Raw genomic sequence first — 13,829 nt, forward strand, 5'->3', positions numbered from 1 at the left:
CTCGCCCTGAAAAAGGAGACACACATGCAGGACGTCATCATCATCGGCGGCAGCTTCGCCGGTCTTACCGCCGCCATGCAACTGGGTCGCGCCCGCCGCAAGGTCACGGTGCTCGACACCGGCCTCAACCGTAATCGCTATGCCGAAAATGCGCACAATATCTTCGGCCATGACGGCGCCCCGCCTGCCGACCTGCTCGGCGCCGCCCGCCGGCAGGTCGCGCATTACCCGACCGTCGAGCTGGTCGGCGCCGGGGCCGTTTCCATCTCGGGCGAGCCCGACAACTTCGCCGTCGCCACCACCGCGGGCGACACCATCTCCGGGCGCCGCCTCATCCTCAGCTACGGCATTGTCGACCAATTCCCAGACATGGCCGGCTTTGCCGAATGCTGGGGCAAGACGGTCATTCATTGCCCCTTCTGCCACGGCTACGAGGTGGCGGGGCGGCCCTGGGCGCTGCTCTATTCCTCGCCCATGTCGCTGCATGGGCCCATGCTCTATGCCAACTGGACCGACGACATCACTCTCATCCTCGATGGCCATGAGATCATCGATGAGGAGCGGCACAAGCTCGAAAAGCGCCGCGTGCGAATCTACGACGGCAAGCTCGCCAGCATCAGCCAACAGGGTGGACGCATCGAGGGCGTCACCCTCGACGACGGCACCAGCGTCGAACTGGCCGCGCTCTACGCCCATCCGCGCAACCGCCCCTCGGCCGATCTGCATGCCCAGCTCGGCCTCGACATGCAGGCCACGCCCACCGGCACCATGATTGCCGTCGGTGACATGCAGGCCACATCCCGCCCCGGCATCTACGCCGCCGGTGATCTCGCCATGGCCATGCACTCGGTCACCTTCGCCACCAATGCCGGCTCACTGGCCGCCATGGGCGCCTTGCAGTCGATGCTGGTATAGGACCAAGGCCCCCTTACCCGATGGCGAAGCCGGCGGGTAAGGGGGCCTTGACCGAAATCCTACCGCAGCCAGCCCTGGGGCCGCGGCTGCAGGTCCATCTGCCCGCCCTTGGTGGCTTCATCGATCGCGGCAATCTCTTCGGCGCTGAGATCGAGATTGTTGAGCACGCCCAGATTGTCCTTGAGCTGCTCCAGCGTCCTGACCCCGATCAGCGCCGAGGTCATTTCCTGGCGCCGCAGCACCCAGCTCAGCGCCAGCTGCACCATGGACTGGCCGCGTGCCCGCGCGATCTCGCCGACCTTATCGACCGCCTCGAGCACCCGCGGCTCGATATGGCTGGCGCGCAGCGTGCCCTTGGGATTGTCCCCGCGCGAACCCTCGGTATTGCCGGTATTGTACTTGCCCGACAACACGCCCTGGGCCAGCGGCGAAAACGCGATCACCCCGATCCCCAGCTCGCCGCAGGCATCGATCGTCTTGTCGTTCTCGATCCAGCGATTGATCATCGAATAGCTCGGCTGATGGATCGTGCAGGCCACCCCCATCTCCTTCAATAGGCGATGGGCCTCGCGCGTCTGCTGCTCGGGATAGGAAGAAATCCCGACATAAAGCGCCTTGCCGCTTTTCACCGCATGGGCCAGCGCCCCCATGGTCTCTTCGAGCGGCGTGTCGGGGTCGAAACGGTGCGAATAGAAGATGTCGACATAGTCGAGCCCCATGCGCTTGAGCGACTGGTCCAGGCTGGCCAGCAGGTATTTCCGGCTCCCCCATTCGCCATAGGGCCCCGGCCACATATTGTAGCCCGCCTTGGTCGAGATGATCATCTCGTCGCGATAGGGTCGGAAATCCCGAGCCATCACCTGCCCGAACAGTTCTTCCGATGACCCCGCCGGCGGTCCGTAATTATTGGCCAGGTCGAAATGGGTAATCCCCTGGTCAAAGGCATAGCCCAGGATTTCCATGGCGCTGGGATAGTCCCGCGTGCCGCCGAAATTCTGCCAGAGCCCTAGGCTCACCACCGGCAGTTTCAGGCCGGATTTGCCCGAACGGCGGTATTGCATGCTGTCATAGCGTGCCGGATCGGCCCGATAGGTCATCTCGTCTCTCCCAATTTTGTGGCTGCGGCCGCCCGTGACGCCGGGCTCGACCGGTGATATGAGCGGCGCAATGAACGCGCCCAGCTCGAAATCCATGGCCAGTTTGCCCCAGCCGCATCATCCATACAAGGTGATGGCGGTCTATAAATTCGCCTCGCTCCCCGATGTCGAGGCGCTCAAGGCCCCGCTGGCCGAATTCTGCTGCGGCAAGGGCATCAAGGGTACGCTCATCCTGGCCCCCGAGGGTATCAACGGCACCGTTGCCGGCACGCCCGAGGCCATCGACGCGCTCGCCGATTATCTCTTCGCCACCGGCCCCTTTGGCACCCGCCTCATGGGTGCCGAGGTGAAGTACTCTTTTGCCGACACCGCACCCTTCCTGCGCATGAAGGTGCGGTTGAAGCCCGAAATCGTCACCCTGCGCGCGCCCCAAGTCGATCCCAACCGTCAGGTCGGCACCTATGTCGAGCCCGAAGACTGGAACGCGTTGATTGAACGCAACGACGTGGTTCTGGTCGATACCCGCAACGATTACGAAGTCGGGCTTGGCACCTTCCAGCGCGCCCTCGATCCCCACACGTCGAGCTTTGTCGAGTTCAAGGACTATGTCGAAAAGCACCTGGACCCCGCGCGGGACAAGAAGGTCGCCATGTTCTGCACCGGCGGCATCCGCTGCGAAAAGGCGTCGTCCTATCTTCTGAGCCAAGGCTTTGAGGAAGTGTTCCACCTCAAGGGCGGCATCCTCAGATATCTCGAAGTCACTCCGCCCGAGCAGAGCCGGTTCCAGGGCGAATGCTTCGTTTTCGACGAGCGCGTCTCGGTGGGCCATGGGCTCGAACTGGGCAATGCCACGCTCTGCCGCGCCTGCCGCCATCCGCTCACCGAAGCCGATAGGGGTCACGCCGATTACCACGAGGGCGTGTCCTGCCCCTATTGCAAGGACGACGCGGCCAAGCACGCTGCCGCCGCCGAACGCCAGCGCCAGATGGACTTGGCCAAAAAGCGCGGTCTCGCGCATATGGGCGACGCCGCCCTCACCGACGCCGAAAGGCGGCGACAGGCCAAGAGGGCGCAGGCCGAGCGGTCGCGACAGGCGAACAAGCCGGATTGATTTGTACATACAATTGTATTAACAATCGGCATGGACTTCGAGTGGGACGACGCGAAGAACGAGGCCAATGTGCTCAAGCACGGCATTGATTTTGCCGATGCCGTTTTCATTTTTCGAGGTCCAATTGTCACCTGGTCTGATCTGCGGGTCGACTATGGCGAAATGCGCGAGATTTCGACTGGCCGGATGGCGAATACGGTGATCGTTACCGTCGTTCACACAGATCGGACCGGTCGCCGCCGTATCATTTCGGCGCGACGCGCTTCGAGGCGGGAAAGGATCGTCTATGAAACCTCCATATAGTCGGCCACTGACGACCGAGGAATTGCTCGCTATGAAGGACGAAGACATCGACTTCAGCGACATTCCCGAGCTGGACGAAAACTTCTGGCAGAATGCGCGAGTGGTCTATCCGGACGGCACCAGTTCGGTCACCCTGCGGGTCAAGAACTCCGTTCTCGAAGCCTTCAAGGCCGACGGCAAGGGCTACCAGACGCGCATGAATGCAGTGCTGGAAGCCTATGTGAAGGCGACCAAGAAGGCGGGTTAGGAAATATCTGCGTCACTCGACGTATAGACATCGCCAATGGCGCGCGCGATATGTCGCTGCAAACGCGCCATTGCATAAGCCTTGTCTATGGACCTCGACCAGCTTCGCACTTTCGACCGCATCGTCCGCGACCAATCCTTCACCCGCGCCGCGGCCTATCTCAACATCACCCAGGCCACCGCCTCCATGCGCATCCGCGCGCTGGAGCAGCTGCTGGGTGTCCAGCTGTTCGTGCGTGGCCGCACCGTCACCCTCACCGATCAGGGCATGACCTTCCTGCCCTTCGCCCGCCGCATCATCGGCACTGCGCAGGAGGGGCGCGAAGCCTTGCGCCGGGTCGAGCGTGGCCGGGTCTCCATCGGCTCGCTGCGCACCTTGGTCTCCCCGCTGATCACCGAAAGCCTCATCCGTTTCCAGCAGACCTATCCCTCCGTCGACGTGGTGGTGCGCGAAGGCCGTCAGGCGCAGATCGCCGCCATGCTGCATGAGCGCGAAGTGGAAATGGGTATCCTGTGCTGGCCCAATATCGATCCCCTGGTGGTCGATCTCGAACCCCTGGTGATCATGCGCGAGCGCGTACCCCTGGTGGTCTCCCCCGAGGTTGCGGCCAAACTCTCCAGCCAGCCGACTATTGACGAGGTGCTGGTGCTGGTGCCGCGCGTCATTGCGCTGAGGTGGTGGCAGGCCGATCCCGAGCGCGCCGCCGCACTGGTGCGCCTGGCGCAGACCAGCGTCGAATTGCCCACCGGTCCGGCCCGACGCCTGGCGCTCAAGGGCGAGGGGCTGGGCTTTTTCGTCAATTCCGCCGTCGAGGAGGACGTCCGCGCCGGTCGCCTGGTCGAGATCGCCCCGGTCGAATTCGAGCCGCTGCATCGCGATACCGCCATGGTCGTGCGCAACCCGGCGGTGCTGGAGCGGCCCATGCTGGCCGATTTCGTGCGCGAGATTGCCCAGGAATGCGCCCGTGTGGGCGAGATCATCGATGATCGCCTGCACCTGTTTCAGTCGAGCAGTCCGGCCGCCCGCACCGCATCGAGATAGGTGCGGCTCACCGGCACCAGCGCGCCGGTTTCCAGCTCCAGCACCGGCTTGCCCCCCTGCCGCAGGCCGCGCCTGACCGCATCCAGCGCCACCCAGTGCGACCGGTGCACCTGCAGGCCCATGACGGGCTCCGTCTCCTTGATGGCGTCGGAAAGGCGCATCAGGACCAGGCTCGTGCCCTTCTCCGTGGTCACCTCGACATAGTGATCGGACACGGCCAGGTGGATGAGCCGTCCCCGTTGTGGTCGTGGCAGGCGCTCCAGCAGGGGCGGCGGCGCGGGTACGGCCATCTCCGCCGGAGCATTCGGGGAGGGTTGCTCCGGCCCCGACCGCCGCAAACCATTGCCAGCCGCAGTCACCACCGCCGCAATCGGCACGCAATAGCCCAGCAGCAGCCAGAGGGAGATGGCTTCGCCGTCACCGCTGAACACTTGGGCGTTGAACGCCCAGACCGCCAGCGCGATCGGTACGCCGGCCACCGCGCCGCCGATCCCGGCCGCCAGGGGACCGGGCAGACGGGTCCCTATCGCTTCGGCCACGGTCAGCTCGACAAGCGTGCCAATGGCCGTGGTGCCGGTCACGACCGCGGTCCAATAGGCCAGGCGCGGCAACAGCGTCATCTCGAATGTGCCGAATGGTCCCACCAGTCCCATGACCACGCTCACCGCGCCGAGCACCAGCCAGCTTTGGGGCAGGCGCGCCAGGCGCTGCATTTCACGAAGCGCGAAATTGAGGGGAGCCGGTTTCACGTAGCGCGCTGTCATTCTGCGTAGGGGCACTTGCTGGTGGTCAGTCTAGTGCGAAAGGACAGCGGCACAAGTTCAACCGGAATGCTGTCCCCATGTCCCTCCAGATCGATCTTCAGCCCCTTCTGTCCGCCTCGCCCGTGATCCAGCTCCATGCTTTCGCCGCCATGGCCGCCTTCGCATTGGGCGGCTGGGTGCTGTTCCGGCGCAAGGGCGATGCGCCGCACAAGCGTCTCGGCCGCGTCTGGGTGGGGCTGATGACGATTGTCGCGCTTTCGTCCTTCTTCATCTGGGAAATTCGCATGCTGGGCCTGTTCAGCCCTATCCACCTGCTCTCCGTGGCCACGCTCTGGAGCCTGTTCCAGGCCGTTCGCTTTGCCCGCCGCCGCAATATCAAGGCGCATATGCGGGCCATGCAGGCCCTCTATCTGATGGCACTGGTCCTGACCGGCTGGTTCACCTTCATGCCGGGGCGGATCATGAACCGCGTCGTGTTCGGGCCCGATGGGGCCGGCCCTTTCGAAAGCGCCGTCTTTCTGGCCGTGAGCCTTATCGTGGGTGCGCTCAGCCTGTGGCTCGTCCGTCGGGCCGGCGGAACGCGCCGCCGGCCATTGGCCGCCTGAGGTTTAGGCTGCCTAGGCACTGCCGATCAGGATACCCGCGGCAAACACCAGCGCGCCGCCCAGCACCACCTGCAGCGCGGCCCGCCAGAACGGGGTCTGCATATAGCGCTGCTGGATGAAGGCGATGGCCCACAATTCGACCAGCACCACGAAGGCGGCAACGCCCGTGGCAATCCAGAAGTCGTGGATCAGATAGGGCAGGGCGTGCCCCAGCCCGCCCACGGCGGTCATCACGCCCGCGGCCAGGCCGCGCTTGATCGGCGAGCCGCGTCCGGTCAGCTTGCCGTCGTCCGACGCGGCCTCGGTAAAGCCCATGGAAATGCCCGCGCCCACCGCCGCGGCCAGGCCGACGAGAAAGGTCTGGTGCGTGTCGCCGGTGGCAAAGGCCGCCGCAAACACCGGCGCCAGCGTCGAGACCGATCCATCCATCAGCCCGGCCAGCCCTGGCTGCACATAGGTCAGGACGAATTGCCGATGCGCTTCCTGGCTCTCCTGCGCCCGACCTTCCGCACCCAGCACTGTGCTGTCGATCTGGTCGGCGCGCTGGGCATGGCCCTTTTCGGCCGCTGCAAGGTCGCCCAGGAGCTTGCGGATATCGGCGTCGGTCACCTGCTTGGCCGCTTCGAGATAGAAGTGGTAGGCGCCCTCTTCCATCTCCCACACCTGCTGGCGGGCCTGATCGAGGGTCAGCGTCTTTTGCAGCCATACCGGCTTGCGGGTCAGAAAGCCGCGCACATGCTCGCGCCGGATCGGCACCAGTCGCGGCCCGAACCGGGCGACATAGAGGTCGAGTAGCCGCCGGCGATGCTCGTCCTCCTCGGCGGCCATGCCTTCGAACAGTGCGCCGCTGCCCGGATAGGTTTCGCCCAGCCGCGTCGCATATTCGGAATAGATGCGCCCGTCCTCTTCCTCCGCGGCGATCGCCAGCGACAGGATTTCGCGTTCTGAAAGCGTGGAGAAATCGCGCCGATTATCCGGCCATAAGCGCAGCATGAGACCCTCATAGTCTGGAATGATTCCAATCTTTGTTTAGAACGCTTCTAATCTTTGCGCAATGATTGGTTGATCTGCGACAATGTGTGTCCGCATTGTCCATGCTCTATGGCCTTGAGCCGCGGCATGCGTCGGGCTATCGAGGATGCCGTGAACACGCAGACACATAGCACAGTACCGACCATGCTCCGCGAGGCCGGCATCGCCCTGGCGGTCCTGGCGCTCTATGTGCTCACCCTGCTGCTGCCCCTGCATCAGGCTGCCGGTCTGCAGCGCGACCTCAATGCTGCCGGTTTCTCCACGCTCGACAGCTGGTCGATCTGCCAGCCCCTGGCCCAGGACGACAAGGGCGATCCGCGCGAGGCAGCAGCGCTCAAATGCCCGGCCACCGGCGTGGCCAAGCAGCAGCTGGCCGTTGTTCTGCCCCCCGTTCTCACCCTTGAAGCGCCAACCACGGCCGCTGTCATCGGTTTTGCCGCGCTGGACGAGCCCATCCGGCCCATCCTGCCCGATCATTTCGGGCAATCCCGCGCCCCTCCCGTCACGGTCTGAACCCCTCAAGTTCCGGCAGCTCCCGCTGCCCTCAGACCCATATTTGACTGGAGATCATCGCAATGATCCGTTTTGTCCTGCGCGCCACTCTCGCCGCCACCACGCTTGCTGCCCTTGCCGTCCCGGCTTTCGCCCACGCTACCCTGGAAATTCAGGAAGCCGCCCCTGGCGCCACCTACAAGGCCTTGCTGCGCGTGCCCCATGGCTGTGGCACCGAGGCCACCAACACCGTTCGCATCCAGATCCCGGAGGGCTTCTTCAACGTCAAGCCCATGCCCAAGGCCGGCTGGACGCTCGAGACCGTCACCGGACCCTATCAGCACACCTATATGAACCACGGCACCGAAGTGACCGAGGGCGTCACCGAGATCGTCTGGTCCGAGGGCAATCTGCCCAATGAGTGGTATGACGAATTCGTCTTCCGCGGCACCTTTGCCGACACGCTAGAGCCCGGCAAGTTCTACTTCCCTGCCATCCAGGAATGCGCCAATGGCGAGGAAGCCTGGCTCGGCACGACCGAAGATGCCGATATGCCGGCCCCGAGCCTGACCCTTGTTCCGGCCGAAGGCGGCCACGGCCACTAAGGCCCTGGGCGGGGCCCGTGCCCCGCCTTTGCCGCTCCTTTGCGTGAAGGAACAGGGGATGACCCTATCCATAACCCGCCTCGTTGCGCCTCTGCTGGTGGCCCTCTTGCTGCTGGCCAATGCCGTGCCGGCCTTCGCCCATGCGCAATTGCTCTCGACCCGACCCGAAGCCAATGCGATCCTCGACCAGGCGCCGGAGACGCTGTCGCTGGCTTTCAACGAGCCGGTCAGCCCCCTGGTGATCACGCTGGTCGCTCCGGATGGCGCGGTGACCGATCTCACGGCCGCGAGCACCAGCGGCAAAACGCTCGCTGTTCATCTGCCCTCCGGCCTGGGGGTGGGCACCCATGTGTTGAGCTGGCGGGTCGTCTCCGTCGATGCCCATCCCGTCGCTGGCGCCTTGGTCTTTTCCCTCGGCCGGGCCACCGGCACCGCACCGCCCGAAACCACCGGCTCGCGCACCACGGCCATGTTGCTCTGGGCCAGCAAACTCATGCTCTTTGCCGGGCTCTTCCTCGGCCTCGGCGGCGCCGTCTTCGCGCTGGCCGCCCCTCTGTCACGCCCGGCGCAACGGCCGGTCGCCGCCTTGGCTCTCCTTGGTCTGGTGGCCGCGCCGCTGAGCCTGGGCCTGCACGGCGCCGACGCGCTGGGTCTCCCGCCCGATGCACTGCTGTCGGCGCCGGCCTGGGTGACGGGCTTTGCCACCAGCTATGGCCTCACCGCACTCCTCGTCGCTATGGCCTGCACGCTCGCGCTGCTCGGCCTCATGGTGCTGCCGGCGCTGGCCTGGTCCGCTTGGCTCATGGCCGCCATCGCCCTGGCCATCAGCGGCCATGCCGGCGCCGCCGCGCCGCAATGGCTCACCCGTCCGGTCGTCGCGCTGCATATTGGCGGCATCCTGTTCTGGATCGGCGCGCTGATCCCGCTCTGGCACTGGCTGCGCGAACGCTCGGCCGCCGCCGATCGGGCTCTCGTTCGGTTCTCGCGCTTCGTCCCTTATGCGGTCGCCGCCATCCTCGTCTCCGGCGGCACCCTGGCTTTGGTGCAGCTTGGTCCCCCGGGCTCCGCCTGGCTGACCCCCTATGGCTACATCCTGGCCGCCAAGTTGGGGCTGCTGTTCATTCTCTTCCTGCTCGCCCTCTGGAACCGTTTCCGCCTCACGGCGCCGGTCCTGGCCGGCGAACTGACCCCGCGTCTGCATTTGCGCCGGTCCATCCTGGCCGAACTGGTCCTTGTCCTTGCCATTCTCGCCCTGGCCGCCGGCTGGCGCTTCACGCCTCCCCCGCGCGCCATCGCAGCGGCCGCAGCGGCGCAGGCCGCCCTGGCCTTGCCGGCCTATGCCCATGCCATGAATGACGCGGTCATGGCCGACATTGTCGTCACGCCGGGCCGCGCAGGACCTGTCACCATCGATATGTCCATCGTCGATGGCGCCGGCGCACCGCTCCAGCCGGTGGGCGTCAACCTGACCCTGTCCGCGCCCGCCATGGGCATCGAGCCCATCAAGCTCCCCGCAACGCCGGTCGACGGCATCTGGCGCGTCGAGGGGCAGGCCATCCCCCTTCCCGGAACCTGGGAAATGGTCCTCGACATCCGTATCGATCGCTTCACCCTTGCCCGTATCGGCACCGACATCACGCTTCCATGAAAGGAACCATCATGACCCTCCGCCCCCTGCTTCTTGCCCTGGCCTTCGCCACCGCATTCTCGCCCCTGGCCTCGTCGGCTCAGGACGCCCCCGCCGCCGCGCATGGCGAAATGGCCCCGATCGCCATCGGCGACATCGCCATCACCGGCCCCTTCACCCGCGCCACCCTGCCCAATGCCCCTGTGGGCGGCGGCTTCCTGACCCTCACCAATAATGGCACCGAGGATGACCGCCTGCTCTCGGCCAGTTCCCCCATCGCCCGGGACACCCAGATCCATGAAATGGCCATGGAAGGCGATGTCATGAAAATGCGCCAGCTCGTCGATGGCCTCGTCATCCCGGCCGGGCAGAGCGTCGTGCTCGAGCCCGGCGGGTACCACATCATGTTCATGGGGCTCACCCAGGCCCTGGTCGAGGGCGAAACCGTTCCCGTGACCCTCACCTTCGAAAAGGCCGGCACCATCACCATCGACCTACCCGTGGGCACCGCAGCCGCCGATGCGCCCAGCGGCCATATGGGGCACTAAGCCATGAATCTCACCCATTTGCGCACAGTCCTCTGGACTTTGGTGGCCGTGGCGGCGCTGGCCGCCACCGGGCTCTATGTCTACACCACCATGACCCGGACCAGTCAGGTCGCCGGGCTCGGCCAGGCCGATTATCAGCTGCTGACGGCCGCGGGCGACGCGTTCACCCGCGACAGCCTCAAGGGTAGTCCCTCCATGCTGTTCTTCGGCTTCACCCATTGCCCGGAAGTCTGCCCGACCTCGCTGGCCGAAATGACAAGCTGGTACGAAGCGCTGGGCGATGAGGCGAAAGACCTTCGTTCCTTCTTCGTCACCGTCGACCCCGAGCGGGATACGGCCGCGGTCATCGACGACTATGTCAGTTGGACCGGCCACGTCACCGGCGTGACCGGCACGCCGGACGAGATTGCCAAGGCGGCCCAGTCCTGGGGCGTGTTCTATGAAAAAGTGCCGCTCGAGGGCAGCGACTACACCATGGACCACACCGCCTCGATCTTCCTCGTCAACGCGGCGGGAGAGTTCGAGGGCACCATCGCCTATCGCGAAAGCAGCGATACGGCCCTGGCCAAGCTCCGGCGCCTGCTCGAAGGCTAAAGCTGCAATCGCGGGTCGGCGGCAAAGCCGGCCCGCGCAAAGTCCAGGCGCTTGCGCGGAAAGTCCCGCAGCGCCGTCACGCTTTGCGGTCCCACATAGAGCTTCCAGCTCTCATATTTGCCGGGCGCCTTCTGGGCGAAGGCCGCGCAGCTGAGCACGGCGAGATTGGCCCGTCCCTGCGGGTCGCGCACCGAGCGATAGCGGATGATTTCCACCCCATCCGCGCGTGCCCGATCTGCCAGTGCCTGGCAGGCGGCATAGTCGACCGGATCGGACCATTTCTCCGCCTCTGCCGCATAAGGCAGCGCCATGAGGTCAATGGCCCGCTGGCTCGCCAGCGCCACGGCAAAGCCGGTATAGTCAGATGCATTGCGCGGCAGCGGTGTGCCGGGAGACTCGGCAAAGAACAGCAGCCGGTAGAAGGCCATTTCCGCCAGGGCGGTTTCCACATGCTCGGCGCCGTAGAAAACCCCCGGCGTCAGTCCGGCGCGGCGGAACCGCGATCCATGCGGATAGGCACGGTAGCGAAACGGCGTGAACAGCAGGTAGTGCAGCCCCGCGCAGTCGGCCGGCACGGGCGGTTTGCTGTCATCGAGAATGGCTTCGAGCAACCCCTGCTCGGCCCCATTGTCGACCAGCTTCAGCGTCGAGACCTGATGCTGGGCTTCCACCAGCCGCCAGGCCCGCCCCTCATATCCGCCCTCAGACAAGAGCACGCCGCGCGTCGAGATAGGCCAGCACGTCAATGAGCCCTGTCACCGTCATGAGCCGGTCGGCCGGCCTGCCGCCCAGCGCCAGATTGTCATTGTCGAGCCAGCGCCGCACCACCTCGGCATCACCTCCGGCAATGGCATCGAGCGAGCGAAACACGCGGATCAGCAACACCGCCAGTTCATAGGATTTGCTCTCCGGATCGAGCAGGACCGTGCCGGCCTTCAGGCGCGACAGGGTCGGCTCGCTGGTCCCGATAATGGCCGCCAGCCGCCGGGCCCTGATGCCCAAGGCCTCGGCCGCCCGCAACACGGCCTTGCTCACGACAAGGGCGCGGTCGTTCTGCGATGCGGGGGCCAGAACAGACATATTTCCTCCGAAAGTTTCAGAACAGAAATTTCAGATGAAAGATAGTGCCGGGCTCGCCCCGATGCAAGACATCATTCAGATGTCAGGGGCCTTGGGGGCAATCTGCATGGTCACGGTCAGGGGCATGCCAACGTCCACCGCCCCGATCGCCTTGCGAACGGCCACCTTCAGCGGCAGGAGGTAGATGCCGTCCTTGGGGAATAGCGAAGTGGTGAAATCGGCGGTGCCGATTTGGGCCCGCACCGGAATGCAGCCCCATCCATAGCTCACGCGGTCGGCAATGGCGGCAATACTGGCGCTGACGGCTGCAGGCAGCCTGGCGAAAAGAAAGGGCGCTGGTCCCCGCCAGTAGATCACCTCGGCTTCAAAGGCGTAGTCGACCATCGCCTCCGGTCTCCATCTTTTCGCCAGCTCTGCCGCAGTCTCAGCCGCCCATGAACCGTTCCATGCGGAACGGATGGATATCGATGGCCGTCTCTTCGCCGGTCATCGCCTGGGCCAGCAATTCGCCCGTCGCCGGCCCCAGCGTGAAGCCGTGATGCGCATGGCCGATCCCCACATAGAGCCCGTCATGGCGTGGCGCCTTGGAGATGATCGGCATCATGTCCGGCGTGCAGGGCCGGGCGCCTTTCCAGGGCTGCGGGTCGAGCCGGTCGCCCAGGGGAAAGAGTTCGCGCGCCGCCTTTTCCGCCTTGCCCAGCTGGATCGGCGTCGGTGCGGCGTCGCGATCGGCGAATTCGGCGCCGGTGGTGATGCGGATGCCGCGCGCCATCGGCGCCATGGCATAGCCCACTTCCGGGTCGAGCAGCAGGTGGTTGAGCCGCACCCCTTCTGCCGTGCCGTAATGCATGTGATAGCCGCGCTTGACGAAGAGCGGCAGCCGATAGCCCAGCCGGTCCAGCACGTCCGGCGCCCAGGGGCCGAGCGCGATCACGGCCTGTTGCGCCGCAATCGCCTTCCCATCGACATCGGCCCGCCAGCGTCCTTCCTCCTGCGTCAGCGACTTGGCGGCGCCGCGCACGAACTGGCCGCCCAGGGACTCGAACAGCTTGAAATAGGCGGTGACCAACGCCCCGGGATCCTTCACGGTCCAGGGGTCGGTCCAGTGGATGGCGCCCGCCAGCCCGCCGAGCAGGCCTGGCTCGACGGCCTTCAGCGCGGCCCAATCCAGCACCTCATAGCCGATCCCGAACTGGTCGTGGTCGCCCTTGGCCTTGCCGGCCTCTTTTTCCAGCTTTTCCGGGCTGCGGAACGCCAGGTGCCAACCATAGCGCGAGATCAGCTTCTCCGCCTCCGGGCCTGCGGCGGCGATCAGGTCGGCATGGGTGATGATCGAACGGCCGATCAGCGGCGCATAGCTTTGCACCACCCTGCGATAATGCTCGGGCGAGGATTCCCACCAATAGCGCAGCAGGGGCGGCGCCAGGCGCGGCAGGGCCAGGGGCTCATAGCGTGCCGCGGTCGACAGATGCAGCCCCACTTGCAGCAGCGTCTGCAGGTCGCGCGGAAACGGATGCGGCCGCACCCCTTCGCGCTGGATGATCCCGGCATTGCCGAAACTGGTCTCGTGCCCGGGCGCGTTCTTGTCCACCAGCGTTACGCTGCGGCCTCGGCGCAGCAGGTGGATGCCGGTGGCGACGCCGACAATGCCGGCGCCCAGAATAATCACGTCGTCCATTGCGGCCCCCGCTCCCGTGACAGGTGTAACTGGTCGCCCACACTATCAAACCACCGATGCAAGAATGCGTCCATCTTCGCCGCAGAAATC

18 protein-coding genes are annotated in these 13,829 nt (G+C 65.4%); 11 read left to right on the forward strand and 7 right to left on the reverse strand.

Features of this window, described 5'->3' with window-relative positions:
• Positions 1–24 precede the first annotated feature (24 nt).
• On the forward strand, positions 25–915 hold the full coding sequence (locus K1X15_RS00445; protein WP_220305577.1) for an NAD(P)/FAD-dependent oxidoreductase: 891 nt from the start codon (positions 25–27) through the stop codon (positions 913–915).
• A gap of 59 nt (positions 916–974) precedes the next feature.
• On the opposite strand, the gene K1X15_RS00450 is transcribed toward K1X15_RS00445, so the two are convergent.
• A complete protein-coding gene (locus K1X15_RS00450; protein ID WP_220305578.1) occupies positions 975–2,012 on the reverse strand; it encodes an aldo/keto reductase in 1,038 nt (345 codons plus the stop codon).
• Between the two features lie 70 nt (positions 2,013–2,082).
• Here K1X15_RS00450 and trhO point away from each other — a divergent pair, with 70 nt between their 5' ends.
• From trhO to K1X15_RS00470, 4 genes are all read left to right on the forward strand, one after another.
• A complete protein-coding gene (gene trhO, locus K1X15_RS00455) occupies positions 2,083–3,123 on the forward strand; it encodes an oxygen-dependent tRNA uridine(34) hydroxylase TrhO (RefSeq protein ID WP_240549599.1) in 1,041 nt (346 codons plus the stop codon).
• A gap of 30 nt (positions 3,124–3,153) precedes the next feature.
• Entirely contained in the window at positions 3,154–3,426 is a 273-nt protein-coding gene (locus K1X15_RS00460; RefSeq protein WP_220305579.1) for a BrnT family toxin, read from the forward strand.
• A gap of 31 nt (positions 3,427–3,457) precedes the next feature.
• Positions 3,458–3,673: a BrnA antitoxin family protein gene (locus K1X15_RS00465; protein WP_240549600.1), complete on the forward strand. Its 216-nt coding sequence runs from the start codon at positions 3,458–3,460 to the stop codon at positions 3,671–3,673.
• Between the two features lie 87 nt (positions 3,674–3,760).
• Positions 3,761–4,714, forward strand: a complete 954-nt coding sequence (locus K1X15_RS00470) for a LysR family transcriptional regulator (protein WP_220307361.1) — start codon at positions 3,761–3,763, stop codon at positions 4,712–4,714.
• Here the strand turns inward: K1X15_RS00470 and K1X15_RS00475 are convergent.
• Positions 4,675–5,478: a LytTR family DNA-binding domain-containing protein gene (locus K1X15_RS00475; protein WP_220305581.1), complete on the reverse strand. Its 804-nt coding sequence runs from the start codon at positions 5,476–5,478 to the stop codon at positions 4,675–4,677. The two genes, K1X15_RS00470 and K1X15_RS00475, sit on opposite strands and share 40 nt — an antisense overlap.
• Before the next feature lie 77 nt (positions 5,479–5,555).
• Here K1X15_RS00475 and K1X15_RS00480 point away from each other — a divergent pair, with 77 nt between their 5' ends.
• Complete coding sequence (locus tag K1X15_RS00480; protein WP_240549601.1) at positions 5,556–6,083, forward strand: DUF2306 domain-containing protein; 528 nt, start codon at positions 5,556–5,558, stop codon at positions 6,081–6,083.
• A 12-nt stretch (positions 6,084–6,095) separates the two neighbouring features.
• On the opposite strand, the gene mbfA is transcribed toward K1X15_RS00480, so the two are convergent.
• On the reverse strand, positions 6,096–7,076 hold the full coding sequence (gene mbfA, locus K1X15_RS00485; RefSeq protein ID WP_220305582.1) for an iron exporter MbfA: 981 nt from the start codon (positions 7,074–7,076) through the stop codon (positions 6,096–6,098).
• A gap of 150 nt (positions 7,077–7,226) precedes the next feature.
• Between mbfA and K1X15_RS00490 the strand changes: the two genes are divergently transcribed.
• The 5 genes from K1X15_RS00490 to K1X15_RS00510 all read left to right on the forward strand — a co-directional run bounded on the left by K1X15_RS00490 (position 7,227) and on the right by K1X15_RS00510 (position 10,981).
• The gene (locus K1X15_RS00490) at positions 7,227–7,628 is read left to right on the forward strand and encodes a hypothetical protein (RefSeq protein WP_220305583.1); all 402 of its coding nucleotides are present in this window, start codon (positions 7,227–7,229) and stop codon (positions 7,626–7,628) included.
• Positions 7,629–7,690: 62 nt separating this feature from the next.
• Positions 7,691–8,212, forward strand: coding sequence for a YcnI family copper-binding membrane protein (locus K1X15_RS00495; protein WP_220305584.1), 522 nt, complete (start codon positions 7,691–7,693; stop codon positions 8,210–8,212).
• A gap of 58 nt (positions 8,213–8,270) precedes the next feature.
• Entirely contained in the window at positions 8,271–9,860 is a 1,590-nt protein-coding gene (locus tag K1X15_RS00500; protein WP_220305585.1) for a copper resistance CopC/CopD family protein, read from the forward strand.
• A gap of 11 nt (positions 9,861–9,871) precedes the next feature.
• Positions 9,872–10,387: a copper chaperone PCu(A)C gene (locus K1X15_RS00505; protein ID WP_220305586.1), complete on the forward strand. Its 516-nt coding sequence runs from the start codon at positions 9,872–9,874 to the stop codon at positions 10,385–10,387.
• A 3-nt stretch (positions 10,388–10,390) separates the two neighbouring features.
• The gene (locus tag K1X15_RS00510; protein ID WP_220305587.1) at positions 10,391–10,981 is read left to right on the forward strand and encodes an SCO family protein; all 591 of its coding nucleotides are present in this window, start codon (positions 10,391–10,393) and stop codon (positions 10,979–10,981) included.
• Here the strand turns inward: K1X15_RS00510 and K1X15_RS00515 are convergent.
• The 4 genes from K1X15_RS00515 to K1X15_RS00530 form a co-directional block, all read right to left on the reverse strand.
• Positions 10,978–11,691, reverse strand: coding sequence for an RES family NAD+ phosphorylase (locus K1X15_RS00515; protein WP_240549602.1), 714 nt, complete (start codon positions 11,689–11,691; stop codon positions 10,978–10,980). The two genes, K1X15_RS00510 and K1X15_RS00515, sit on opposite strands and share 4 nt — an antisense overlap.
• Positions 11,684–12,061, reverse strand: coding sequence for an MbcA/ParS/Xre antitoxin family protein (locus K1X15_RS00520; RefSeq protein WP_220305589.1), 378 nt, complete (start codon positions 12,059–12,061; stop codon positions 11,684–11,686). Before K1X15_RS00520 ends, K1X15_RS00515 begins: the two co-directional genes overlap by 8 nt.
• A 75-nt stretch (positions 12,062–12,136) precedes the next feature.
• Positions 12,137–12,445, reverse strand: a complete 309-nt coding sequence (locus tag K1X15_RS00525) for a DUF1905 domain-containing protein (RefSeq protein ID WP_220305590.1) — start codon at positions 12,443–12,445, stop codon at positions 12,137–12,139.
• 40 nt (positions 12,446–12,485) lie between these two features.
• Positions 12,486–13,739 (reverse strand): NAD(P)/FAD-dependent oxidoreductase, encoded by a 1,254-nt coding sequence (locus K1X15_RS00530; RefSeq protein ID WP_220305591.1) that lies wholly within the window; start codon positions 13,737–13,739, stop codon positions 12,486–12,488.
• Positions 13,740–13,829 lie beyond the last annotated feature (90 nt).

Source organism: Devosia salina (assembly GCF_019504385.1).
GTDB lineage: Bacteria > Pseudomonadota > Alphaproteobacteria > Rhizobiales > Devosiaceae > Devosia > Devosia salina.

Bases quoted from the DNA above. Each gene is read 5' to 3' on its own strand.
- K1X15_RS00445 (WP_220305577.1), top strand. From the start codon at position 25: ATGCAGGACGTCATCATCATCGGCGGCAGCTTCGCCGGTCTTACCGCC.
- K1X15_RS00450 (WP_220305578.1), bottom strand. From the start codon at position 2,012: ATGACCTATCGGGCCGATCCGGCACGCTATGACAGCATGCAATACCGC.
- trhO (WP_240549599.1), top strand. From the start codon at position 2,083: ATGAACGCGCCCAGCTCGAAATCCATGGCCAGTTTGCCCCAGCCGCAT.
- K1X15_RS00460 (WP_220305579.1), top strand. From the start codon at position 3,154: ATGGACTTCGAGTGGGACGACGCGAAGAACGAGGCCAATGTGCTCAAG.
- K1X15_RS00465 (WP_240549600.1), top strand. From the start codon at position 3,458: ATGAAGGACGAAGACATCGACTTCAGCGACATTCCCGAGCTGGACGAA.
- K1X15_RS00470 (WP_220307361.1), top strand. From the start codon at position 3,761: ATGGACCTCGACCAGCTTCGCACTTTCGACCGCATCGTCCGCGACCAA.
- K1X15_RS00475 (WP_220305581.1), bottom strand. From the start codon at position 5,478: ATGACAGCGCGCTACGTGAAACCGGCTCCCCTCAATTTCGCGCTTCGT.
- K1X15_RS00480 (WP_240549601.1), top strand. From the start codon at position 5,556: ATGTCCCTCCAGATCGATCTTCAGCCCCTTCTGTCCGCCTCGCCCGTG.
- mbfA (WP_220305582.1), bottom strand. From the start codon at position 7,076: ATGCTGCGCTTATGGCCGGATAATCGGCGCGATTTCTCCACGCTTTCA.
- K1X15_RS00495 (WP_220305584.1), top strand. From the start codon at position 7,691: ATGATCCGTTTTGTCCTGCGCGCCACTCTCGCCGCCACCACGCTTGCT.
- K1X15_RS00500 (WP_220305585.1), top strand. From the start codon at position 8,271: ATGACCCTATCCATAACCCGCCTCGTTGCGCCTCTGCTGGTGGCCCTC.
- K1X15_RS00505 (WP_220305586.1), top strand. From the start codon at position 9,872: ATGACCCTCCGCCCCCTGCTTCTTGCCCTGGCCTTCGCCACCGCATTC.
- K1X15_RS00510 (WP_220305587.1), top strand. From the start codon at position 10,391: ATGAATCTCACCCATTTGCGCACAGTCCTCTGGACTTTGGTGGCCGTG.
- K1X15_RS00520 (WP_220305589.1), bottom strand. From the start codon at position 12,061: ATGTCTGTTCTGGCCCCCGCATCGCAGAACGACCGCGCCCTTGTCGTG.
- K1X15_RS00525 (WP_220305590.1), bottom strand. From the start codon at position 12,445: ATGGTCGACTACGCCTTTGAAGCCGAGGTGATCTACTGGCGGGGACCA.
- K1X15_RS00530 (WP_220305591.1), bottom strand. From the start codon at position 13,739: ATGGACGACGTGATTATTCTGGGCGCCGGCATTGTCGGCGTCGCCACC.